Here is a 21,937-nt window from a genome sequence, read left to right as displayed (position 1 = left end):
ATGACCGAGCGAGTCGACGAGGAGGCCCCGTGGGGTGGCGCGATGTGGTCTACGGCGCGTACGAGCGCCGAGTCCTCAAGGACCTCCCCAAGGAGGCGCTCCCGCGCCACGTCGCCGTGATGCTCGACGGCAACCGCCGCTGGGCGCGCGCCCGCGGCGCTGGTACGGCGAGTGGTCACCAGGCCGGCGCCGACAAGATCGAGGAGCTGCTCGAATGGTGCCGTGACGCGGGAGTCGAGTACGTCACGCTGTGGCTGCTCTCCACCGACAACCTGCGCCGCGCCGAGGAGGAGCTCGCTCCTCTCCTGAAGATCATCGAGACGGCCGTCGCCGACCTCGCCGAGTCGGGCCACTGGCGCCTCAAGATCGTCGGTGCCCTCGACCTGCTCCCGCCGGAGACCGCCGCGAGCCTCAGCGCCTCGGCGGAGCGCACCAAGGACGTCGAGGGCATGACCGTCAACGTCGCCGTCGGCTACGGCGGTCGGCGCGAGATCGCCGACGCCGTCCGCGACCTGCTGCTCGACCGTGCCGCCGCCGGCGAGTCGATCGAGCAGATCGCCGCCGGCCTCACGGTCGAGGACATCGCCGAGCACCTCTACACCAAGGGCCAGCCCGACCCCGACCTCGTCATCCGCACGTCCGGCGAGCAGCGGCTCGGCGGCTTCCTGCTCTGGCAGAGCGCGACGTCGGAGTTCTACTTCTGCGAGGCGTACTGGCCGGACTTCCGGCACGTGGACTTCCTGCGCGCCCTGAGGGCGTATGCCGGCCGGCACCGCCGCTTCGGAGGCTGAGCGAGAGGCTGGCCGGGTGGTGGGCCGGGTGGTGGGCCGGGTGGTGGGCCGGGTGGTGGGCCGGGTGGTGGGCCGGGTGGTGGGCCGGGTGGCCGGCCGGGCGTAGGGGAGTGCTCCCCATTGTCCGGGTTGGCCGGCTTGCGTAGGTTGCGGGTGGGCCGAGACGCCTGGGCACGCAGGGTCGTGCGACACGAGCACGGTGACGACGTCAGGGGAGAACGACAGATGGCGATCTACAAGAAGGGTGCCGACCCGGTGGCCCTGCGGGCCTCCGCAGAGCGCATCACGGGCCACGCCCGCGAGTGCGACACCGTCAAGGGTGAGGCGAGCCGAGCCGTGCACGCCCTCAAGGGCCAGTGGGGCGGCGGCGACCTCGACCACCTGATGAACCGCTGGCCGCCGGTGGAGGCCCAGCTCACCCAGTTCGGCACCGACCTCGGCAAGCTCGCCGAGGCGCTGCGGCGCAACGCCGGGGCGCAGGACACGACGAGCGGGCAGGGTGGGTCGGGCCCGGGTGGCGGACCCGGTGGCAACGGAGGCGCCGGCGGCAGCAACGGCGGCAACGGCATTCCCGGTTATGACCTCCTCAAGTCCCTGTGGACCCCGGTCAAGGGCCTCGGCACCGCAGTCGGCCTGCTCGGCACGAGCATGAAGATCCGCAACTTCCTGTCCAACCTCTCCGGCTGGGACAAGGACCTCGGGCTCTTCAAGAACCTCTCGCAGGCGTGGAAGACGGGACACCTCGCGGAGTTCGGGGATGCCCTCAACCCGAAGAACTGGGGCACGCTGTCGCGTTTCATGCCGTCGCTGGCCGAGGGCGGGGCACTCACCCGCACGCTGGGCAGCGTCGGCAAGGCACTCGGTCCCCTCGGTGTCGTGTTCGGCGGGTTCACGGTCGCCAACGACATCTCCGAGCACCACTACGGTCGGGCCGGCTACGACTCCGTCATGACCGGCCTCGGTGCCGCGGCGCTGATGACCCCGCCGCCGGTCGACGTCGTGTGCGGCATCGCCGCCGGCGGCATGGCGGTGGGCCAGCTCGTCCACGACAACTGGGGTGCGATCTCCGACTTCACCTCCGACGCGACGCACGCCGTGGGGGACTTCACGTCCGATGCCGTCGACGCGGTGGGTGACGTCGCCTCCGACGCCGGTCACGCCATCAGCGACGTCGCCGACAAGGTGTGGCCCTTCTGACCGGTGGCGTGGGTCCCGGGAGGCGAAACCCCGGGGCACCCGGCATCGTTGACGAGACGACGAACCACCCATCCCGAACGACTCGCAGAACGACTCGCAGAACGACCCACCCGGACACGACCGGGAACGACCGAGGAGAACCATGGCTGACCTGATGAAGGGCACCCCGCTCGAAGGCTTCGAGCTGCCCGACGACGTCTTCGGACTGGGGGCCGCCGAGCTGGCCTACCTCATGTCGCGCCACGAGACCCCTGCCGGGGAGCGCTCGCGGCGCCTGCTCATGCTCGACCCGCGGTCCGCGGACGATGCTGCCCTGCTCGCGGGGGCCTCCAGCCTCGCGTCTCGCGGCTGGCTGACCCTCGAGGACGACGGCACCGCCGAGACCCGATCCAACGCCGCCCTCGTGGAGTATGCCGTCGGTGCGGCCACCCGCTGGACCCGCGTCGGCCTCGTGGGGGAGAACGTCAGCCAGCTGGACTTCGCGGTGCTCGTCGAGTCCGACACCGTCGTCGCGCTCATGCAGCCCCGGCAGCTCGCCTCGTGGTTCATCCGCCTCGGTGAGCGCACCGGCGACGTGGGAGCGCTCGTCACTGGCCTGGTCCGTGAGCGCTTCGACGCCGACCCGCAGTCCGGTGTCTTCCTGGAGGTGCAGACCCTCGAGGGCAGCAGCAACCTCGCGATCCGGCGCTCCGGCTCCGGCTTCGAGGCCCTCACCGACGTCGCCGGTCCCGGCACGGGCAGCGGGGGCACCGTCGACGCAGCCGGCCTGCACGACGCCGTGTCCGCCCTCTACTCGGAAGCGGTCACCGCATGAGCGCCGCGAGTCCCCGCCCGTCCGGCCCGGGCAGCGCGACCGGCAGCACCGCGCCCAAGGAGCCGTTCTCCTACGTCAGCCAGGAGCGAGGACTGCTCACGCTGAAGATCCGCGAGCCGCTGCTGATGGGCCTGTTCTTCCTCGCCCTCACCGTCGTCGGCGTCATCTTCTTCCTCATGGTCAAGAAGGGCGCTGACCAGGGCGACCCGGGCGCGATGCCCGTCGCCTACCTCATCCTCGCGATCTTCGGCGGCCTGGGCGTCATCGGCATGGCCATCGCCGCCGTCCGGTGGCGGTGGAAGCGCGAGTACGTGCGGGTCATGGGTCGCTCGCCCTGGGCCTGACGGGCGATCCGCCGCCCCACGCCTTGGCGCCGGCCGGCCGCGTGGTTAGCGGCACATGAACTCTGCGCGACACGACGACTCGATGCCTGTCAATCCCCATCGGTGTCGGTCCGGAGTCGTACCGTCGACCCAACGGCCGACACCCGTCGGACGTTGCCAGGAGGCCCACCGATGGAGCGATCGCTCAGGACGGAGGGTCGGGCCCTGCGCCACCCTCTGGTGGTCACCGCCCGGCACCTCGGGAGCGAGTAGGCGCGCGACGCGCGCCGCCAAAGGGAGTGGCACATGGCACGTACGACCCGTCAGGTCACGTCGGACCCCGCCAGCACGACCGAGCCGGCTGCGGCCTCCACCCGCGTCGCCACGCGCACGACGGCCCGCGACCGCGAGCCGGAGCACAAGACGTACGTCCTCGACACCTCCGTGCTCCTGTCCGACCCGAGGGCGATGCTGAGGTTCGCCGAGCATGAGGTCGTGCTGCCGGTCGTCGTCGTCACGGAGCTCGAGGGCAAGCGCCACCACCCTGAGCTCGGCTACTTCGCCCGGCAGGCCCTGCGGATGCTCGACGACCTGCGGGTCAGCGAGGGTCGCCTCGACAAGCCGGTGGCCGTGGGCCCCGACGGAGGCACGCTGCGGGTCGAGCTCAACCACACCGACCCGTCGTCGCTGCCCGCCGGCTTCCGGCTCGGCGACAACGACACGCGCATCCTCGCCGTGGCCCGCAACCTCGCCAACGAGGGCGCGGACGTGACGATCGTGTCCAAGGACCTCCCGATGCGGGTCAAGGCGTCGGCGTGCGGCCTCGAGGCGGAGGAGTACCGCCACGAGCAGGGCATCGACTCCGGCTGGACCGGCCTGCAGGAGCTCGAGATCTCCTCGGAGGACCTCGACCAGCTCTACGACCGCGGTCGCGTCGAGCACGCCGGCGCCGCCGAGCTGCCGTGCCACACCGGTCTCGTCCTGCTCTCGCCGCGGGGAAGCGGTCTGGGGCGGGTCGGCGCCGACAAGCAGATCCGGCTCGTCCGGGGCGACCGCGACGCGTTCGGCCTCCACGGGCGCAGCGCCGAGCAGCGCATCGCCCTCGACCTGCTCCTCGACCCCGACGTGGGCATCGTCAGCCTCGGCGGCCGTGCCGGCACGGGCAAGTCGGCCCTGGCCCTGTGCGCCGGGCTCGAGTCGGTCATGGAGCGCCGGGCCCAGCGCAAGGTGCTCGTCTTCCGTCCCCTCTTCGCCGTCGGCGGCCAGGAGCTCGGCTACCTGCCCGGCACCGAGCAGGAGAAGATGAACCCGTGGGGCCAGGCGGTCTTCGACACCCTGGGTGCGCTCGTCTCGACCGAGGTCGTCGAGGAGATCATGGACCGCGGGCTGCTCGAGGTGCTGCCGCTGACCCACATCCGTGGCCGCTCCCTCCACGACGCGTTCGTCATCGTCGACGAGGCCCAGTCCCTCGAGCGGAACGTCCTCCTGACCGTGCTGAGCCGGATCGGCCAGAACAGCAAGGTCGTGCTCACCCACGACGTGGCGCAGCGCGACAACCTCCGCGTGGGCCGGCACGACGGCGTCGCGGCCGTCATCGAGAAGCTCAAGGGCCACCCCCTCTTCGCCCATGTCACCCTCACCCGCAGCGAGCGCAGCCCGATCGCAGCCCTGGTCACCGACATGCTGGAAGGACTCGAGGTGTGACCTGAGTCACATCGCAAACAGCGTCCCCGAGCACGAAGCTCGGGGACGCTGTGCGCTGGGCCACTCGTTTCTCGCCGCCGAATGCGTCCAATACGGACAAGCTCGATTTGATCCTCGTCGGCGGGGATGGCACCGTGTCCAGTTGAAAGATCTCGGAACGATAACGCTCACCTCGGGGTGTGGGCGACAGGGGAACGAGGTCGTGTACTCACGTCGGGCGCAGCCGTCGACGGGCCTGCGCCCGGAGACGCTCGCGCCGGGCGCACCCAACACCCAGGAAGGCGTGACGTCTGTTCATGGCACGGTATGAAGGCCGGCACCGCAACGCACTGGCCCCCTCGACCGCTCCGCGCCCGAACCCCGCCACCTCCTCGGCGCGGTCCGGCGCGACTCGGCACGAGGCGGCCCCCGAACTCTCCGAGGCAGCTGCGGTCCCACGCAGCCCCCGCCCGGTGGCCCAGGCTGCCGGAGTCGCGAAGGACGGCGCCCGCGCCCCGCGCGACTCCGGACGTGCCGGTGCCGCCGAGGACGCCGTCGCCCGGCTTGCTGCGTCGACGCAGTCCCACGCCGGTCGACGCCACGTGAAGTCCCCAGCCCGCAAGCGTCACGTCGCGAGGCCGATCCTGGCCGGCGTCCTCGCCGTCGGGCTCGGCGCCTCCGGCTTCGCCTACGCCAAGGCCAACAACATCATCGGCGCCGACAACGCCGCGTTCGTTGTCGGCAACGGCGTCGTCGCCCAGACCGACGAGATGGCGCGCGCCGCCACCGTCGACATGAGCTATCGCGCGGCGGCATCGGTCTCGCGCAACGAGCGCCGCACCGCCATCTCCGCGACGGGCCTGCGCACGGCCACGGAGCTCGAGGCCAAGCAGAAGCAGGAGGCCGCGAAGCAGGCCGTGCTCGCCCGCGAGGCGGCCGCCCGGGCCGCACGCGACAAGGAGCGCCAGAGCGTCATCGCCAACGCCCAGAACGACCCGAAGTCGGCTGCCCGCCTGCTCATGGCCGACCACGGCTGGGGCAGCGACGCGCAGTACAACTGCCTCGTGAACCTCTGGACCGGCGAGAGCGACTGGCGCTGGTCGGCCACCAACGCCAGCTCCGGCGCGTACGGGATCCCGCAGTCCCTGCCGGCGAGCAAGATGTCGCAGTTCGGTGCCGACTACCGGACCAACCCGCTGACCCAGATCAAGTGGGGCCTCTGGTACATCGAGATGTCCTACGGCAACCCGTGCAACGCGTGGTCCACGTGGCAGGCCCGGTCACCCCACTGGTACTGACCTGACCGATGCCGTATGCCGGGTGGCGGGCTCCCACGAGGAGCCCGCCACCCGGCATACGTGCTCGTGCTCGGTGACCCGACGGGTCAGATCTTGCGCAGGCGCACCCGGCGGACCTCGTGGTTGTCGCCCTTGGACAGCACGAGGTTGGCGCGCGAGCGGGTCGGCAGGATGTTCTCGACGAGGTTGGGGCCGTTGATCTCGCGCCAGATGCGGTTGGCCGTCGCGACGGCCTCCTCGTCGGAGAGCACGGCATACCGGTGGAAGTACGAGTCGGGGTCGGAGAAGGCGGTCTCGCGCAGGCGCAGGAAGCGCTCGACGTACCACGTGCGCACGTCGTCGACCCAGGCGTCGACGTAGACCGAGAAGTCGAAGAAGTCGCTGACGGCCAGGCCCGTCCCGCGGACCGGGTGCATCTCCGGCGCCTGCAGGACGTTGAGGCCCTCGACGATGAGCACGTCGGGCTGACGGACGACGATGCGCTCGCCCGGGACGATGTCGTACGTCAGGTGCGAGTAGACCGGCGCGGAGACCTCGGCCCGACCGGACTTGATCTCGGCGACGAAACGCAGCAGGGCCCGTCGGTCGTAGGACTCGGGAAAGCCCTTGCGCTGCAGGAGCCCCCGGCGCTCGAGCTCGGCGTTGGGGAAGAGGAAGCCGTCGGTCGTCACGAGCGCGACCTGCGGCGTGTCGGGCCAGCGCGCGAGCATCTCGCGCAGGATGCGGGCGGTCGTCGACTTGCCGACGGCCACGGATCCTGCCACGCCGATGACGAAGGGCGTCCTGGCCGGGCGCTCGCCGAGGAAGTCGCTCGTCACCTGGTGGAGTTGGCGGGTCGCGCCGACATAGAAGTTGAGCAGGCGCGACAGGGGGAGGTAGACCTCCTCGACCTCGTTGAGGTCGACGCGGTCACCGAGGCCGCGCAGGCGCGCGAGGTCGGTGTCATCGAGGTTGAGCGGGTGGTTCTCGCGCAACCGGGACCATGCGGCCCGGTCGAACTCGACGTAGGGCGACGGGATGACGGTGCCGTTGGAGCCGTTGCTCCCGTTGCTCGCGTTCCCGCCGGTACCGTTGGATGGCTCCGACACGCTCGACATTCTTGCGGACGCGACGGCCGTGGGTGGCGTCGGCCCCTCGCGCGGTCCCCTAGGCTTGTTGGCATGTGTGGAATCGTGGGATACGTCGGGCGTTCGAACGACGGGACGGCTCTCGACGTCGTCATGGAGGGCCTAGCCCGTCTGGAGTACCGCGGCTACGACTCGGCCGGGGTGGCTCTGCTCGACGGCGGCCACGTCGAGACCCGCAAGAAGTCGGGCAAGCTCGCCAACCTCGTCGCCGAGCTCGAGGCCGACCCGCTCCCCGCGTCGACGACCGGCATCGGCCACACCCGGTGGGCCACGCACGGCGGTCCGACCGACCAGAACGCCCACCCGCACCGCGGCGGCCAGGACGGCAAGCTCGCCCTCATCCACAACGGCATCATCGAGAACTTCCACGCCCTGAAGCAGGGCCTGCTCGCCGACGGCGTCGAGTTCACGAGTGAGACCGACACCGAGGTCGTCGCCCACCTGCTCGCCGCCGCCTACGAGCGCGAGCACGACCTGACGGACGCGATGCGTGCCGTCGTCGCCGACCTCGAGGGCGCCTTCACCCTCCTTGCGATCCACGCCGACCAGCCCGGTGTCGTCGTCGGCGCCCGCCGCAACAGCCCGCTCGTCGTCGGCCTCGGTGACGATGCGAACTACCTCGGCTCCGACGTCGCGGCGTTCATCGGTCACACCCGCCACGCGCTCGAGCTGGCCCAGGACCAGATCGTGACGATCACGCCCGACGGCGCCTCGGTCATCAACTTCGACGGCACGCCGGCGGAGGGCAAGGCCTACGAGGTCACCTGGGATGCCGCGGCCGCCGAGAAGGGCGGTTACGCGACCTTCATGGAGAAGGAGATCCACGACCAGCCGCACGCCGTGGCCGACACACTGCTGGGCCGCACCGACGCGGACGGCCGCCTCGTCCTCGACGAGATGAGCGTCTCCGAGGAGCAGCTGCGGGCGGTCGACCGCATCACCATCGTGGCCTGCGGCACCGCGGCCTACGCCGGCATGGTCGCGAAGTACGCCATCGAGCACTGGACGCGCATCCCCGTCGAGGTCGCGCTCGCGCACGAGTTCCGCTACTGCGACCCCATCGTCAACGACCGCACGCTCGTCGTCTCCATCAGCCAGTCCGGCGAGACGATGGACACCCTGATGGCCGTGAAGCACGCCCGCGAGCTCGGCGCCGTCACCGTGTCGGTGTGCAACACCCACGGCTCGACGATCCCGCGCGAGTCCGACGCCGTGCTCTACACGCACGCCGGCCCCGAGATCGCGGTCGCCTCGACGAAGGCGTTCCTCGCGCAGATCACCGCCTGCTACGTCCTCGGCCTCTACCTCGCCCAGCTGCGCGGGGGCTCCTACGCGGACGACGCGCAGTCGGTCATGAAGGAGCTCGGCGGCGTCCCGGCCAAGATCGAGACGCTGCTCGGCCAGATGGGCCGCGTCAAGGAGATCGCCCGGTTCATGGCCGACACCCGCTCGGTGCTCTTCCTCGGCCGCCACGTCGGCTACCCGATCGCCATGGAGGGCGCGCTCAAGCTCAAGGAGCTCGCCTACATCCACGCCGAGGGCTTCGCCGCCGGCGAGCTCAAGCACGGGCCGATCGCGCTCATCGAGCCCGGTCAACCGGTCTTCGTCGTCGTGCCGTCGCCGACGAGCGAGCACGGCCTGCACGGCAAGGTCGTGAGCAACATCCAGGAGATCCGCGCCCGCGGCGCCCGCACCCTCGTCATCGCCGAGGAGGGCGACGACTCGGTCGAGCCGTTCGCCGACGAGGTGATCCGGGTGCCTGCGACGTCGCCGCTGCTCGCGCCGCTGCTCACGGTCGTGCCGCTGCAGGTCTTCGCCCTGTGGCTGTCCACCGCCAAGGGCCTCGACGTCGACCAGCCGCGCAACCTCGCCAAGTCGGTCACGGTCGAGTGACGTGATCGTCGGGGTCGGCATCGACGTCGTGGACATCGAGCGTTTCGAGGCGACCCTCGAGCGCACCCCGGCGCTGCGCGAGCGACTCTTCACCGTCGAGGAGCGCCACCTCGGCATCGCCTCCCTCGCTGCGCGGTTCGCCGCCAAGGAGGCGCTGGCCAAGTCGCTCGGCGCGCCGGTCGGCCTGCACTGGACCGATGCCCGGGTCGTGTCCAACGACGACGGGCGTCCCTCGCTCGAGATCGGCGGCACGGTCCTCGCACGGGCCAACGACCTCGGCGTCGACTCCTTCCACGTGTCCCTGTCCCACGACGCGGGCGTCGCGTCGGCCGTCGTCATCGCGGAGGGCTGATGATCCGCGCACACTCCGTCGAGGCCGTTCGGGCGGCCGAAGCCGCCGCCATGGCGCAGCTGCCCGAGGGTGAGCTCATGTCGCGCGCAGCGCTCGGCCTCGCCGAGGTCGCCGCGGCGCGCCTCGACGACACCGACGGCACCACCGTCGTCGGGCTCGTCGGTGCGGGCGACAACGGCGGCGACACGTTGTATGCCGTCGCCCACCTCGCCGAGTCGGGCTTCGCCTGCGCCGTGGTGCTGGTTCCGGCAGGAGGCCGCTCGAGCGTGCACGCGGCGGGACTCGCGGCCGCGGAGGCCGCCGGGGTCATGGTCCACGCGGCCACCGACGACCCAGAGGCCGCGGCCCACGTGGTGGCCGAGGCCGACCTCGTGCTCGACGGCATCGTCGGCATCGGTGGTCGTCCGGGGCTGCGGCCCGATGCCGCGCGACTCGTCGACGCCGTCGACGACGACGCCTGGGTGATCGCCGTCGACCTCGCGAGCGGGCTCGATCCTGCCGGTGAGCAGGGCGAGGACGACGCCGTGTGGGCCGACGAGACCGTCACCTTCGGCACCCCGAAGCCCGTCCACCTGCTCCCTGCAGGTGAGGCCGCGACCGGTCGTCTGACCGTGGTCGACATCGGGATCGACCTCGACGACGTGCCGGCCGCCGTCGAGCGGCTGACGTGGGACGACGTCGCCGGTCTCTGGCCGGTGCCCGGCAGCGGCGACGACAAGTACTCGCGCGGCGTGCTCGGCGTCGTCGCCGGCAGCGAGGCCTACCCCGGCGCGGCCGTGCTGTGCACGACCGCCGCCGCCGAGTCCGGCGTCGGGATGCTCCGCTACGTCGGCACGCCGACCCCGGTCGGGCTCGTCCACCAGGCCGTGCCCGAGGCCGTGGTCGCGCAGGGACGGGTCCAGGCCTGGGTCGTGGGGCCCGGTCTCGACACCGACGCCGACGACGCCGCCACCCGCACCCAGCTCGACGCGGCGCGTGCAGCCCTCGCGAGCGACCTGCCCGTCGTCGTCGACGCCGGAGGACTGGCGCTCGTCGAGGGTCGCCGGCACGCACCGACCGTCCTGACGCCGCACGCCGGTGAGCTCGCGCGCCTGCTGACCCGCCTCGAGCGCGCCGACGGTCCCGATGGGGTGACCGCCGACGACGTCAAGGGCGACCCGCTCGGCCACGCCCGGCGCCTCGTCGCCCTGACCGGCGCCACCGTGCTGCTCAAGGGCGCGACGACCCTCGTCGTCACCGAGGACGAGCCGGTGCGCTCCCAGGCGGACGCGCCGCCGTGGCTCGCCACCGCCGGGGCCGGCGACGTGCTCTCCGGCGTCATCGGCGCCCTGCTCGCGGCCGGCCTCTCACCGCACGACGCGGCCTCCCTCGGCGCCCTCGTGCACGGCGTCACTGCTGACCGGGTGTCCGGCGGCGGCCCGCTGCGGGCGCTCGCGGTGGCCCACGGCATACGACCCACGGTGCGCGACCTGCTGGCCCGGGGACGGTCCGCGCCCGGCTGACGCCGGCGAGACCCCGTCCGCTTCCCGCACGCGAAGACCAGCATCCGGAAACCCCAAGACGACCTGCGAGACTGCACCGATGAGCCAGACCGACGCCTCCGACGCCGAGCGGACCGCGACGCCCACCGGCGTCCCCTCCGGCTCTCCGGCGTCCCCGCCGGAGACCCACGGCCTGACCGTGTGGGCCGAGATCGACCTCGCTGCGCTCGAGGCCAACGTGCGCACGCTGCGCGCGCTCGCCCCGACGTCCGAGTTCATGGCGGTCGTCAAGGCCGACGCCTACGGCCACGGGCTGCTGCCGGTCGCTCGGGCCGCGGTGCGCGGCGGGGCCACGTGGCTCGGCGTCGCCCAGTTCGCCGAGGCCTTCGCGCTGCGCGACGCCGGCATCACGACGCGACTGCTGACCTGGCTCAGCGTGCCCGGCGCCGACTTCGCCGGCGCCGTCGAGCGCGACATCGACCTCTCCGCGTCGGCGCCCTGGGTGCTCGACGAGATCGCGGCGGCGGCGTCGGCGCTCGGCCGCACCGCGCGGGTCCACCTCAAGGTCGACACCGGCCTGGGCCGCGGGGGCGCCTTCGGCGCCGACTGGACCACGCTCGTGCAGTGCGCGCGCCGGCACGAGGCCGAGGGCACCCTCAGTGTCGTCGGCATCTGGACCCACTTCGCGCACGCCGACTCGCCCGAGCACCCCACCGTGCTGGCCCAGCAGGAACGCTTCTTCGAGGCCGTGGCCGAGGCCGAGCGGGAGGGCCTCACGCCCGAGGTGCGCCACCTCGCCAACTCCGCCGCGACCCTGGTGCACCCCTCGGCCCACGCCGACCTCGTTCGCCCCGGGATCGCGATGTACGGCCTGACGCCGGTGCCGCAGGTCGACGACGACTTCGGCCTGCGCCCCGTCATGACGTTGCGCGCGCGGCTGGCCCTCGTCAAGGAGCTGCCGGCGGGGCAGGGCATCAGCTACGGGCACGCCTACGTCCCCGACGTCGACACGGTCGTCGGGCTCGTGCCGGCCGGCTACGCGGACGGGGTGCCCCGCAACGCGACCAACGTCGGACCGCTCCTCGTCGAGGACCGCCGCACGACGATCGCCGGACGCGTCTGCATGGACCAGTTCGTCGTCGACCTCGGCCCCGACTCGCAGGCGAGTGCCGGTGACGTCGTCACCCTCTTCGGCGGGGCGCCCGGCGAGCCGACCGCGCAGGACTGGGCCGACGCGACCGACACCATCAGCTACGAGATCGTCACCCGGCTCGGCGCGCGGGTGCCGCGGCTCTACGTCGGCGCGCCGGGGGACGGCGCATGAGCCCGCATCGCAACCCGGTCATCGGCATCGCTGCTGCCACCCTCGGGGTGGCGGCCGGAGTGGCCGCCGGCATCGCCGCCGACCGGGCGGGCCGGCATCGCGCCGCCATGGAGGCGCTCGAGACGCCCGAGCTGCTCGACATCACGCCCGACGAGGAGCACGTCGTGCTCACCGACGACGGGGTCCCGCTGCACGCCGAGATCGACCTACCGGCCGAGGCGGCCGCACGCGAGGCTGCGGACGGCACCACCCGACACGGCCGTCCGGAGGAGCTGCCCACCGTCGTGCTGACGCACGGCTACTGCCTCAGTCTGCGCTGCTGGGTCTACCAGCGGCGCGCCCTCAAGGAGGCCGGCTACCGGGTCGTCAGCTGGGACCAGCGCGGGCACGGACGCTCGGGCCGCGGCGAGAGGGACAGCTACACGATCGACCGCCTGGGACAGGACCTCCACGCCGTCATCACCGAGCTCGTGCCGGACGGGGACGTCGTGCTCGTCGGGCACTCGATGGGCGGCATGACGATGCTCGCCCTCGGCGAGCACCAGCCGCAGTTCGTCCTCGAGCGGGTCGTCGGGGCCGGCTTCATCGCGACGAGCGCCGGAGGGCTCATGCTGGCCAACGGCGGCCGCGTCGCCGCCTTCGGCCGTCTCCTGCTCGAACGCCTCGGACCGGGGGTGCTCGGCTCGCTCGCCGAGCGTCCCGCCGTCGTCAGCCGGGTCAGGCGCGTCGCCCGGGACCTCGAGCACTTCATGGTCGAGCAGAACTCGTTCGCCTCGCCGGTCCCGCGCTCGGTGGTGCGCTACACCGCCGACATCCTGCTCAGCACGCCGCTCGACGTCATCAACGACTACCTCCGGACGTTCGACGGCTTCGACAAGCGCCCCGCGCTGCTCGAGTTCCGGCACGCCGTCGTCCTCGTCTTCAACGGCCGCGAGGACATCCTCACGCCGCCGTCGCACAGCGAGCTCATCGTCGAGGGCATCCCCGGCGCCGAGCACATCGTCGTCAACGACGCCGGGCACGTCATCATGCTCGAGCACCCCGACCTGCTCAACGCCCACCTCGTCCAGCTCGTCGACCAGTCGGCTCGGGCGCGGGCCGAGCAGATCGCGGTCGACCGGCAGCCGCGCGTGCGCCGCATCGTCACCGACGTCGCGAAGAACCGCCGTCAGCGCCGGCTCGAGCAGGAGGCTGCCGAGCTCGCCCGCTCCCGTCGCGGCAAGCGGACGCGCACCAAGGGGGCGTGACGGGCATGGAGCGCGAGGTGCGGTGGGCGACGACCGACGACACGCAGGCCTTCGGCCGCCGCCTCGGTGCGCTGCTGTGCGGCGGCGACGTGCTGGTCCTGACCGGTGACCTCGGCGCGGGCAAGACGACGCTGACCCAGGGCATCGCCGAGGGGTTGGGGGTGCGCGGGCCGATCACGTCGCCGACCTTCGTCATCGCGCGGGTGCACCCGTCGCTCGTCGGCGGACCGGCGCTCGTCCACGTCGACGCCTACCGCCTCGGCAGCGCGATCGAGCTCGACGACCTCGACCTCGACGCCGACCTCGACGCCAGCGTGACCATCGTGGAGTGGGGCGCGGGTCTGGCCGAGCAGCTGAGCGAGACCCGGCTCGAGCTGACCATCACCGGTGACGACGTCCGCACCGCGCACCTGGTCGGGGTCGGCGACCGCTGGGACGACGTGCTCGACGCCGTCGCGCCCGCGGACTGACGGCACGCAGCCGCGCGGACCCGGGGGATGGCCACGGAGCCGGGCACCCGGCATACGACCTCGGGTTCGGGGACCCCGTGCGTGCTCGGATAGCCTGACCGACGTGCTCCTGCTCTCGATCGACACCTCCACGACCGCCATCACCGTCGGCCTGCACGACGGCGGCTCGGTCGTCGCGGAGTCCACGACCCTCGACGCCCGCGCGCACGCAGAGCACCTCGCGCCGAACATCCGCGCGGTACTGACCGCTGCCGACGTCGAGCCTGGCGACGTCACCGACGTCGTCGTCGGCATCGGCCCGGGGCCCTTCACCGGCCTTCGCGTCGGCATCGTCACCGGTCGCACCTTCGCCTTTGCGCTCGGCCTCCCGGTGCGCGGCCTGACGAGCCTCGACGCCATCGCCCACGAGGCGTGGCTGGGCGGTCGACGCGGTGACCTGCTCGTCGCGACGGACGCCCGCCGCAAGGAGGTGTATGCCGCCACGTACGTCCTCGGGGACGCCGGCGCCTGCCGCGTGAGCGAGCCCATCGTGTCGCGCGCCGCCGACCTGCCCGCCGAGGTGCGCGCCCTTCCCGCCGCAGGGCGTGGGCCGTCGCTCTACGCCGAGGCCCTGTCCGAGGCGGTGGATCCTCTCGACGCCAGCGGGGGAGCGCTCGCCGACCTCGCCGTACGCCGGCTGCGGGAGACGTCGTCGGGCGACGGTGAGCTGCAGCACGTCGACCCCGGGCACGGCTTCGACGGGCTCGAGCCGCTCTACCTGCGCCGTCCCGACGTCTCGTCCGCCCCGCCCTCGAAGAAGTCGACGCTCGGATGACGCTCGCCGAGACGCACGCCCAGCCGACCGGCATCGTCCTGCGCGACCTCGAGTGGACCGATCTCGCCCACCTTGCCGACCTCGAGCAGCAGCTCTTCGTCGACGACGCCTGGTCCGAGGCGACGTGGTGGAGCGAGCTCGCCGGCCGACCCCGCCGTGACTACGTCGTCGCGACGGCGCCCGACGGCACCATCGCCGGGTATGCCGGGCTCGACGTCGCGGGAGACGTGGCCGACGTCATGACGATCGCCACGGCCCCCGGTCACCGGCGCCGCGGCACGGGGCGAGTGCTCCTGGCCGAGCTCGTCCGCCGCGCGACGGCGCACGGCGCCGAGGCGGTGCTCCTCGAGGTGCGGGCCGACAACGACGCGGCACGCCGCCTCTACGACCGAGCCGGCTTCGAGGTCATCTCGGTGCGCCGTCGCTACTACCAACCCGGCGACGTGGACGCGCTCGTGATGCGCCTGCTCGTCACGAAGGGAGACGCATGACCGACGAGCCCCTCGTCCTCGGCATCGAGACGTCCTGCGACGAGACCGGCGTCGGCATCGTCCGCGGGCAGACCCTGCTCGTCGACACCGTCGCGAGCAGCGTCGAGGAGCACGCGCGGTTCGGCGGCGTCGTGCCCGAGGTCGCGAGCCGCGCCCACCTCGAGGCGATGGTCCCCACGATCGAGCGCGCCTGCCGCGAGGCCGGTGTGCAGCTGCGCGACCTCGACGCCGTCTCGGTGACGTCCGGTCCGGGCCTGGCGGGCGCCCTCCTCGTCGGGGTCGCCTCGGCCAAGGCGCTCGCGCTCGCCCTGGGCAAGCCGATCTACGGCGTCAACCACCTCGCGTCGCACGTCGCCGTCGACATCGTCGAGCACGGCCCGCTGCCCGAGCCGACGATGGCGATGCTCGTCTCCGGGGGCCACTCCTCGCTCCTGCTCGTGCCCGACGTGACCAACGACGTGCGGTCCCTCGGCTCGACGATGGACGACGCTGCCGGCGAGGCGTTCGACAAGGTCGCCCGCGTCCTAGGGCTGCCGTTCCCCGGCGGCCCGCACGTGGATCGTGCTGCGCGAGAAGGCAACCGGATCGCCATCGACTTCCCGCGCGGACTCACGACCGGCCGTGACATGGAGCGACACCGCTTCGACTTCTCCTTCTCGGGCCTCAAGACGGCCGTGGCGCGTTGGGTCGAGACCCGTCAGCGTGCCGGCGAGAGCGTGCCGGTCGCCGACGTCGCCGCGAGCTTCCAGGAGGCCGTCGTCGACGTCCTCACCCGCAAGGCCCTGCTCGCCTGCAAGGAGCACGACGTCGACCACCTGCTCATCGGCGGCGGCGTCGCCGCGAACTCGCGGCTGCGCGCCCTCGCCGAGGAGCGGTGCGCCAAGGCCGGCGTCACCCTGCGCGTGCCCCGGCCCGGGCTGTGCACCGACAACGGGGCCATGGTCGCGGCGCTCGGGGCGCAGATGGTGGCGAAGGGGCGCGAGCCGAGCGACCTCGGGCTTCCCACGGACTCGTCGATGCCGGTCACTCTCGTTCAGGCTTAGGTCGCTTCCAGGCTCGCGTTGCTGGGGTCGTCGGGTGCGCGCACGCCCTCGCGGCGTGGAGCGTCAGCCGGCCGTCCCAGCCCACGTCTACTTGCGTATGCCGGTTGCCGGCTGCCGATGCCGCTCGGGCGCCCGCGCGCCCTCCTTCTCGACCAGCGCGCGCCCTCGTCCTGGCTGGGTGCGACCTGGCAACGACGTGAGGTCGCCACCTCCTCGGCCGTCGGCTTGTGCCACGGGAGGTTGGGGGTTGGTGGGGCAGGTGGCTGATCCGGGGCTGGTGACGGTCGTTCCCGCTCGGTCGGTCAGGGGCAGTGGGCGAGGCCCATTCTCAGCTTGAGGTCGACGACCCTGGTGGCGGCGGCCTGGACGGCGCGTGCGAAGGCCGGATTGGCCCTGGCCTTGCTGGTGATGGCGTCGTGCATGGCAGGGACGGTGGCCGGTCGGGCGGTCAGGGTGATGTCGCCGCCGGCCTCGATGAAGCGGGTGGCGCGCTCGCCGACCGGCACCGCGGCCACGGCCCTGGCGGCGCCGACGTCGTCGGTGATGACGACGCCGTCGTAGGAGAGCCGGTCACGGAGCAGGTCCGTGACGATCGCCTTCGAGAAGACGGCGTTGGTGCCCGGGTCGATGCGGCTGTAGATCGCCGAGCCCACCATGACGAGCTCGACGCCGTCCTGGACGCCCGTCCGGAACGGCTCGAGGTAGGGGTCGTCGACGGTCGTCGTGCGGTCGGTGATGCCGCTGGCCGTGACGTCGGTGTTGCCGGTGATCCGCCCGATGCCCGGGAAGTGCTTGACGGTGGCGGCCACCCCACCGGCGCGCATGCCGGCCAGGAAGGCACCGACCATGCGCGAGACCTGCTCGGGATCGCTCGAGAACTGGCGGTCGTACTGGCCGATGGGGCCGTTGGCTCGGCCGATGGAGGTCGGCACGGTGTCGGCGACCGGCGCCAGGTTGACGTTGATCCCGGCCTGGCGCAGCTCGGCCGCCCACCGGGTGGCGTCGGCGGTCAGGGCGCCCGGCGAGCCCTGGTCCTGGACGCGGGCTGACGGCATACGACTGAAACCGGTGCCGCGCAGCTGCTGCACGGCGCCGCCCTCCTGGTCGGCGGCGAGGAGCAGCCCGAGCCCCGCGGTGGTGTTCTTCGACGCGAGGGCCGCGAGGTGCCGCGTCGTCGCACGGACGCTGTCGACGCCACCGGTCCAGCCGCCGAGGAGGATGACGCCGCCGAGGTGACGGCTGCTGACGAGGGCGTCGAGGCTCGCGCGGCTCGCGGCGTGGTCGAGGCCGACCATGAGCAGCTGGCCGGCTCGCTCGCCGGCGTCCATGCCGGCGACGATGCGAGGTGCGCACGACGTCGGTGGCGCGGGTGGCGCTGGCTTGCTCGTCGTCGCGGGAGGCTTCGGGGCAGTCGTCGTCGGGGGCGCCGTGGTCGAGACCGGGGCCGACGACGTGCCGACGGAGGCGGGGCTGGTGGGCGTCGGCGGCGAGGAGCAGGCGGCCGCGAACGTCGCGGCGGCCACCAGGACGGCCGTCGGGAGGGTGCGGTGGTGACCGCGTCCGCGGGGGCTCTGGCGCATCGTTCGAGCCTATCCTCGGCGGGCGTCCTCGCGGGTCACGTGCAGCGGTCAGGCGCGGTCCCCTGCGGTGGCCGGCGGTGGACGGCGGTGGGCAGGGCTGGTCACCGGCCCGAACCGGTACGTTGCCGCTGTGACGACCGATCCCATCCCCGTCGTGCTCGACGTCGACACCGGAGTCGACGACGCGTGCGCGTTGCTCCTCGCCGCCCTCCACCCGGCCCTCGACCTGCGGGCCGTCTCCTGCGTCGGTGGCAACGCGCCCGTCGACGACGTCGTGCGCAACACGCTGCTCGTCCTCGAGACGGCGGGTCGCACCGACGTGCCCGTCGCCCGCGGCGCCGAGCGGCCGCTGCTCGAGGTTCCCGTCGATGCCCGCCACGTCCACGGCGACGACGGCATGGGTGACCTCGGGTGGGGCCCGCCCGCGGCCAGGACCGACCGGCGCCACGCGGTCGAGCTGCTCCGTGACACCTGCCGCGAGGCTGCCGAGACCGACCGGCCCGTGACGCTCGTTCCGCTCGCGCCGCTGACCAACATCGCGCTGCTGCTGCGGACGTATCCCGATGCAGCGCAAGGCATCTCGGAGATCATCTTCATGGGCGGCGCGGCGCACGTCGGGAACGCGACGGCCTCGGCCGAGTTCAACGTCTTCCACGACCCGGAGGCGGCGGCCGTCACCCTCGATGCCGCAGCCGACCTCGGCATCCCGGTGACGATGTACGGTCTCGACGTCTTCTACGAGCCGGTCGTCACTGCCGACGTGGTGGACGAGCTCATCGCCGTCGGGGGCCGAGGGCCGGCCGAGCTCGGTGGCCGGCTGATCGCCTTCCAGAACCAGCGGTTCGGCCGGGACGCCTCCACGATCGGGGACGCCGGCGCCGTCTGTGCGGTCATCGACCGAGCCGGACTGACGACGGAGACGCTCCCGCTGCGGATCGAGCTCGCGGGCACGTGGTCGCGCGGCCGCACCATCGTCGACCGCCGCGACTGGAGCGGGGACATGGCGCACGACCCGCACGGCGAGGCCCCCGTCCGCATCGAGGTGGCCCTCGGCGTCGACGGAGGCCGCTACGCCGCCCTGTGGGCCGACACGCTCCTCGGCCGGACGGGGGAGCGCTGATGGGTCGCGTCGCCGTGCTCGGCTCGCTCAACGTCGACGTCGTCACCCTCGTCGAGCGGCACCCCGTCCCCGGCGAGACCGTGCTCGGCGAGGCCGGTGGCCGGTTCGCCGGGGGCAAGGGCGGCAACCAGGCCGCGGCCGCGGCGCGCGCCGGGACGAGCCACGTGCAGATGCTCGCTCGGGTTGGTTCCGACGAGGCGGGCGCCGCCTACGTCGAGCGCCTCGGGGCCCTGGGCATCGACCCGTCGTCCGTCTCGACGAGCCCCACGGCCCCGACCGGGACCGCGCTCATCACCGTCGACGAGCAGGGCGAGAACTCGATCATCGTCATCGCGGGCGCCAACGGGGAGCCGGACCCGTCGCTCGCCCACGAGACGGGACGCCTGGCTCCCGGCGACGTGCTGCTCTGCTCGCTCGAGGTCGACCTCGGGACGGTGGCCGCGGCGGCCAGGGCGGCCCACGCCGCCGGTGCGCGCGTCGTGGTCAACCTCGCTCCGTATGCCGCCCTGCCGCCCGACGTCATCGAGCTCGCTGACCCCGTCGTCGTCAACGAGGCGGAGATGCGCGCCCTCGCGGACTCCGCCCTCGTGCCCCAGTCGCTCCTCGTGACCTTCGGCGCGGCGGGAGCGCGGTGGGGGATGGACGGTGTCGACGGCATACCCGTCCCAGCCGCGGAGGTGGGTGACACGGTCGGGGCCGGGGACGCGTTCTGCGGTGCGCTCGCCGCGGCGCTCGCGGGTGGCGCGGACCGACGGGCCGCGCTCGAGACGGCCAACGCCGCAGGCGCGGCGGCGGTGCGCTGGGTCGGGGCCCAGCCGGACGCTGCGCTCTGAACCTTCTTTGTACCTTGCGGGTTACGTAACCACTGGGTTACGTTGATCGGGACGGCCGCGGGCCGACGAGAGGAGCCGTGATGGGTGAGCTGACGCAGGTGCTGGGCCGGATCGATCGCGACGGTGACACGGTGGCGGTGGTCTTCGACCGGCACTACCCGACGACGCCCGACGACCTGTGGCAGGCCTGCACCGACCCCGAGCGCCTGGCGCGCTGGTTCGCCCCCGTCAGCGGCGACCTGCGGCCCGGGGGCCGCTTCACCATCCACTTCGACGACGCCGACACCCCGTCGTGTCGAGTCGTGACGTGCGAGGCGCCGGCCCGTCTGGTCTGGGAGTGGCCGGTGCGAGACGTCCCGTCCCTCGTGACGGTGGAGATCTCCGAGGACGGCCAGGGCTCGCGACTCGTGCTGCGCCACGAGCGACTGGCCGCGGGACAGGTCGCAGGCTATGCCGCCGGCTGGGACACCTACGTGCGCGCGCTCGACGCCCACGTCGCAGGCGCGCCCGGACCCGAGTGGGATGCCACGTGGAGCGCCCTGCACGAGCTGTATGCCGAGGACGCCTGAGCGGCGCGTGGCCGCCTGACGATGAACTTGCCGATGGTGCTGCGATCGGTGGGGTGATAACCCCACCAAGCGCAACACCATCGAGCAGGCCATCCGGCACATCGTCGGCTGACGCCCGGGGGCGCGGCGCAGACGGTGCGGACGGGCGACGGGTCAGGTCGGCGTCACGACGAGGGCGACCTGACTGCCCCCGACCCGGGTCAGGACGAGCGTCGCCTCGGAGCCGCCCCTGCCGCGCCCGGTCATCTTCAGCTGCCGGCGCAGCAGGTCGGCGTCGAGGGTCACGCCACGCTTCTTGATCGTCACGCGGTCGTGGCCGTGGTCGCGCAGCCACCGCGCGAGGCGCTTCGTCGACAGCGGCATCGCCTCGACGACCCGGTAGCGCCGGGCCCAGGGCAGCTCCCTCGGCTGGCCGCTCGTCACGTAGCCGACGCCGGGGGCCAGCTCGGCGCCGTCGACCGCGGCGACCAGTGCGCCGGTGAGCCCGGCGCGGATGACGGCTCGGTCTGGTTCGTGGAGCCACTCGCCGATGTCGCCCACCGACGCGAGGGGCGGACGCTGGCCGCCGTCCTGCGCGTCGGCCTCGGTGACGACCGACGTCGAGGTCTCGGTGCACACCGCAGCCGTGCGGCCCCTGGTGGCGACGAGCGGGCCCCACCAGACCGCGCACTCGAGCACCTCGCCGTGCCAGGACGTCCACTGTGCCTCGGCGCCACGCGGGACCGCGCCGTGCGGGAAGGCGGGGGAGAGCTTCGCGCCCGTCGCGGGCACCGCGTCGGCGAAGGCCAGCACCCGCGACCACGTCGGCGAGATGGCATCGAGCGAGAAGAGGCGCTTGGTGCGGCCGTTGACGTCGGCCACGCCGGCGACGCGGCGGGCGGGGTCGAGCCACAGGCCGAGGCGGCGTGCGCCCTCACCCTGCGGCAGGCGTACGTCCTCGGCGAGCCCGTGCGTCACCCGCGCCGACGGCCAGTGACGCAGGTTGACGGCGGCGATCCGGGCGGTCGCGTCGTCCGCGTCGACGGCGTGAACCGTCAGGTCGAGGCCGGCGAACGCCATGGCGTCGGCCCCCAGCCCGCACCCGAGGTCATAGACGTCGCGAACGCCCGCGGCGGCATACCGGTGCGCGTGGCGGGCGGCGATCGCGAGCCGGGTCGCCTGCTCGAGCCCGTCGGCCGTGAAGAGCATCCCCGCCGCGAAGTCGCCGAACTTGTCGGTGCCTCGAGCGCGCAGCCGCGACTGGGTCATCGCGGCCGCGACGAGGTCCGCCGCGAAGCCCGCGTCGCGCAGGCGGTCCTGCAGGTGCAGCGACCCGGCCTCGTCGTAGGGAGGAAGCGACTGGAGCAGCGCCCAGCCCTCACCCGCGGAGAGGCGATCGACCATGGCGGCGTCCATGTCCACATCCTCGCAGGCGCAGTGGTGCAGGCCGGGAGTGCTGGGGGCCGGCCGAAGGAGGTTTTCGGGGTACTCGGGGCGCAGGGCCGCCA

General features: G+C 72.9%; 22 protein-coding genes. 19 read left to right on the top strand and 3 right to left on the bottom strand.

Annotated elements, in window-relative coordinates; translation table 11 throughout:
* Positions 1-29: 29 nt before the first annotated feature.
* The 6 genes from AC1DIW_RS11835 to AC1DIW_RS11810 all read left to right on the top strand — a co-directional run bounded on the left by AC1DIW_RS11835 (position 30) and on the right by AC1DIW_RS11810 (position 6,106).
* A complete protein-coding gene (locus AC1DIW_RS11835; RefSeq protein ID WP_478108363.1) occupies positions 30-791 on the top strand; it encodes an isoprenyl transferase in 762 nt (253 codons plus the stop codon).
* A 225-nt stretch (positions 792-1,016) separates the two neighbouring features.
* Positions 1,017-1,988, top strand: coding sequence for a hypothetical protein (locus tag AC1DIW_RS11830; protein ID WP_478108362.1), 972 nt, complete (start codon positions 1,017-1,019; stop codon positions 1,986-1,988).
* A gap of 142 nt (positions 1,989-2,130) precedes the next feature.
* Positions 2,131-2,802, top strand: a complete 672-nt coding sequence (locus AC1DIW_RS11825; protein ID WP_478108360.1) for a hypothetical protein — start codon at positions 2,131-2,133, stop codon at positions 2,800-2,802.
* Entirely contained in the window at positions 2,799-3,146 is a 348-nt protein-coding gene (locus tag AC1DIW_RS11820) for a hypothetical protein (protein ID WP_478108359.1), read from the top strand. Before AC1DIW_RS11825 ends, AC1DIW_RS11820 begins: the two co-directional genes overlap by 4 nt.
* Positions 3,147-3,593: 447 nt before the next feature.
* On the top strand, positions 3,594-4,829 hold the full coding sequence (locus tag AC1DIW_RS11815; RefSeq protein ID WP_478108842.1) for a PhoH family protein: 1,236 nt from the start codon (positions 3,594-3,596) through the stop codon (positions 4,827-4,829).
* A 452-nt stretch (positions 4,830-5,281) separates the two neighbouring features.
* Positions 5,282-6,106, top strand: a complete 825-nt coding sequence (locus AC1DIW_RS11810; protein ID WP_478108357.1) for an aggregation-promoting factor C-terminal-like domain-containing protein — start codon at positions 5,282-5,284, stop codon at positions 6,104-6,106.
* An 86-nt stretch (positions 6,107-6,192) separates the two neighbouring features.
* Here the strand turns inward: AC1DIW_RS11810 and coaA are convergent, their stop codons facing one another.
* Entirely contained in the window at positions 6,193-7,203 is a 1,011-nt protein-coding gene (gene coaA / locus AC1DIW_RS11805) for a type I pantothenate kinase (RefSeq protein WP_478108355.1), read from the bottom strand.
* Between the two features lie 63 nt (positions 7,204-7,266).
* Between coaA and glmS the strand changes: the two genes are divergently transcribed.
* The 9 genes from glmS (at position 7,267) to tsaD (ending at position 16,348) form a co-directional block, all read left to right on the top strand.
* Complete coding sequence (glmS, locus tag AC1DIW_RS11800; protein ID WP_442277782.1) at positions 7,267-9,126, top strand: glutamine--fructose-6-phosphate transaminase (isomerizing); 1,860 nt, start codon at positions 7,267-7,269, stop codon at positions 9,124-9,126.
* Position 9,127: 1 nt separating this feature from the next.
* Positions 9,128-9,478, top strand: coding sequence for a holo-ACP synthase (locus AC1DIW_RS11795; RefSeq protein WP_442277783.1), 351 nt, complete (start codon positions 9,128-9,130; stop codon positions 9,476-9,478).
* Entirely contained in the window at positions 9,478-10,980 is a 1,503-nt protein-coding gene (locus AC1DIW_RS11790) for a bifunctional ADP-dependent NAD(P)H-hydrate dehydratase/NAD(P)H-hydrate epimerase (protein ID WP_478108354.1), read from the top strand. Before AC1DIW_RS11795 ends, AC1DIW_RS11790 begins: the two co-directional genes overlap by 1 nt.
* A gap of 79 nt (positions 10,981-11,059) precedes the next feature.
* Positions 11,060-12,283 carry an alanine racemase gene (gene alr, locus AC1DIW_RS11785; RefSeq protein WP_478108352.1) on the top strand — a complete coding sequence of 408 codons (1,224 nt, stop codon included), beginning with the start codon at positions 11,060-11,062 and terminating at the stop codon, positions 12,281-12,283.
* Positions 12,280-13,530 (top strand): alpha/beta fold hydrolase, encoded by a 1,251-nt coding sequence (locus AC1DIW_RS11780; RefSeq protein ID WP_478108351.1) that lies wholly within the window; start codon positions 12,280-12,282, stop codon positions 13,528-13,530. Before alr ends, AC1DIW_RS11780 begins: the two co-directional genes overlap by 4 nt.
* 5 nt (positions 13,531-13,535) lie before the next feature.
* On the top strand, positions 13,536-14,000 hold the full coding sequence (tsaE, locus tag AC1DIW_RS11775) for a tRNA (adenosine(37)-N6)-threonylcarbamoyltransferase complex ATPase subunit type 1 TsaE (protein WP_478108840.1): 465 nt from the start codon (positions 13,536-13,538) through the stop codon (positions 13,998-14,000).
* A gap of 103 nt (positions 14,001-14,103) precedes the next feature.
* Positions 14,104-14,814 (top strand): tRNA (adenosine(37)-N6)-threonylcarbamoyltransferase complex dimerization subunit type 1 TsaB, encoded by a 711-nt coding sequence (tsaB, locus tag AC1DIW_RS11770; protein WP_478108349.1) that lies wholly within the window; start codon positions 14,104-14,106, stop codon positions 14,812-14,814.
* The gene (gene rimI, locus AC1DIW_RS11765; RefSeq protein WP_478108348.1) at positions 14,811-15,305 is read left to right on the top strand and encodes a ribosomal protein S18-alanine N-acetyltransferase; all 495 of its coding nucleotides are present in this window, start codon (positions 14,811-14,813) and stop codon (positions 15,303-15,305) included. Before tsaB ends, rimI begins: the two co-directional genes overlap by 4 nt.
* Positions 15,302-16,348: a tRNA (adenosine(37)-N6)-threonylcarbamoyltransferase complex transferase subunit TsaD gene (gene tsaD, locus AC1DIW_RS11760; protein WP_478108346.1), complete on the top strand. Its 1,047-nt coding sequence runs from the start codon at positions 15,302-15,304 to the stop codon at positions 16,346-16,348. Before rimI ends, tsaD begins: the two co-directional genes overlap by 4 nt.
* A gap of 302 nt (positions 16,349-16,650) precedes the next feature.
* On the opposite strand, the gene AC1DIW_RS11755 is transcribed toward tsaD, so the two are convergent.
* Positions 16,651-17,676, bottom strand: a complete 1,026-nt coding sequence (locus AC1DIW_RS11755; protein ID WP_478108345.1) for a glycoside hydrolase family 3 N-terminal domain-containing protein — start codon at positions 17,674-17,676, stop codon at positions 16,651-16,653.
* A 10-nt stretch (positions 17,677-17,686) separates the two neighbouring features.
* Between AC1DIW_RS11755 and AC1DIW_RS11750 the strand changes: the two genes are divergently transcribed.
* From AC1DIW_RS11750 to AC1DIW_RS11735, 4 genes are all read left to right on the top strand, one after another.
* On the top strand, positions 17,687-17,902 hold the full coding sequence (locus AC1DIW_RS11750; protein WP_478108343.1) for a hypothetical protein: 216 nt from the start codon (positions 17,687-17,689) through the stop codon (positions 17,900-17,902).
* 156 nt (positions 17,903-18,058) lie between these two features.
* Complete coding sequence (locus tag AC1DIW_RS11745; protein ID WP_478108342.1) at positions 18,059-19,048, top strand: nucleoside hydrolase; 990 nt, start codon at positions 18,059-18,061, stop codon at positions 19,046-19,048.
* Positions 19,048-19,881 (top strand): PfkB family carbohydrate kinase, encoded by an 834-nt coding sequence (locus AC1DIW_RS11740; RefSeq protein WP_478108340.1) that lies wholly within the window; start codon positions 19,048-19,050, stop codon positions 19,879-19,881. The genes AC1DIW_RS11745 and AC1DIW_RS11740 overlap by 1 nt, the downstream gene beginning before the upstream one ends.
* A gap of 80 nt (positions 19,882-19,961) precedes the next feature.
* Positions 19,962-20,450 carry an SRPBCC family protein gene (locus AC1DIW_RS11735; RefSeq protein WP_478108338.1) on the top strand — a complete coding sequence of 163 codons (489 nt, stop codon included), beginning with the start codon at positions 19,962-19,964 and terminating at the stop codon, positions 20,448-20,450.
* A 153-nt stretch (positions 20,451-20,603) separates the two neighbouring features.
* On the opposite strand, the gene AC1DIW_RS11730 is transcribed toward AC1DIW_RS11735, so the two are convergent.
* On the bottom strand, positions 20,604-21,845 hold the full coding sequence (locus AC1DIW_RS11730) for a class I SAM-dependent methyltransferase (protein WP_478108336.1): 1,242 nt from the start codon (positions 21,843-21,845) through the stop codon (positions 20,604-20,606).
* Positions 21,846-21,937: the final 92 nt, after the last annotated feature.

This window comes from Terrabacter sp. 01T434 (assembly GCF_056398545.1).
The sequence above is the reverse complement of the archived record's forward strand: the minus strand, read 5'-3'. Positions and strand labels throughout refer to the sequence as shown.